The sequence below is a fragment of the Methylophaga sp. UBA5088 genome (assembly GCF_002414625.1).
GTDB classification, from domain to species: domain Bacteria; phylum Pseudomonadota; class Gammaproteobacteria; order Nitrosococcales; family Methylophagaceae; genus Methylophaga; species Methylophaga marina.
This window is the reverse complement of sequence record NZ_DIAC01000055.1, coordinates 4,665-5,664: the sequence shown is the minus strand read 5'-3', so window position 1 is coordinate 5,664 and position 1,000 is coordinate 4,665. Positions and strand designations below refer to the sequence as shown.

Genomic DNA, 1,000 nt, shown 5'->3' with positions numbered 1-1,000 from the left:
TACGTATGTATATGCGTGAAATGGGCTCGGTCGAACTGCTGACACGTGAAGGCGAAATTGTCATTGCCAAACGCATTGAAGCGGGCTTGCGTGAAAGCCTGATGATGCTCTCAACATATCCTGCATGTATTTCATCATTTTTAGAGTTGTATGACGCTGTAGAAGCAGGGGAAATGCGTCTGAATGAGCTAATAAAAGGCTTTGTTTCAGCAGATGAGCTCGTAGAAGAGCAGGATGATCTCAGCGATACAGATGACGATTCAGATGATGATTCTGATAGCGATTCAGATGATGACGATGATGACGATAGTGTAGACAACGTCAGTGATGATGATTCAGGTGAAATCGATCCTGAAGAAGCGCGGGTTCGGTTTGAAGCATTAAAAGACAGCTTTAATGCCTATCTGAAAGCTGAAGATAAAGAAGCTGAGACGTTACGCGAACAGGCAAGTGCTCAATTTATGGAGTTTAAACTCACTCCAAAAACATTGGCTTATCTCAATGTCTTAATGAGCGATACGGTCAACGAAATCCGTAATCAAGAAAGAATTATTATGGATATCGTAGTAGAGCAAGCTCGCATGAATCGCCGTGATTTTATTGATTCATTTCAAGGTAATGAGAGCAATGTTAACTGGGCTGACAAGCATATCAGAGCCAAAAAACACTACTCTTCTACCATTAAGAAGCATCACGACGAAATCATTGCTGCACAATCAGTTTTAGCTGAGATTGCAGAAAGTCGTGGCATGTCAATTTCTGAAATAAAAGAAATTTCACGCCAAATGTCGATTGCAGAGGCTAAAGCCCGCCGCGCGAAAAAAGAAATGGTTGAGGCGAACTTACGTCTGGTTATTTCTATTGCGAAAAAATATACAAACCGTGGCTTGCAGTTCTTGGACTTGATTCAGGAAGGTAATATTGGTTTGATGAAAGCCGTTGATAAATTTGAATATCAACGTGGTTATAAGTTCTCAACCTATGCAACCTGGTGGATCCG

1 protein-coding gene is annotated in these 1,000 nt (G+C 41.4%); it reads left to right on the top strand.

Annotation, left to right across the window (positions count from 1 at the left end):
- Positions 1–1,000, top strand: a 1,000-nt coding sequence (locus tag B4K20_RS07625) for a sigma-70 family RNA polymerase sigma factor (protein ID WP_289282462.1), incomplete at both ends; no start/stop codon positions are given.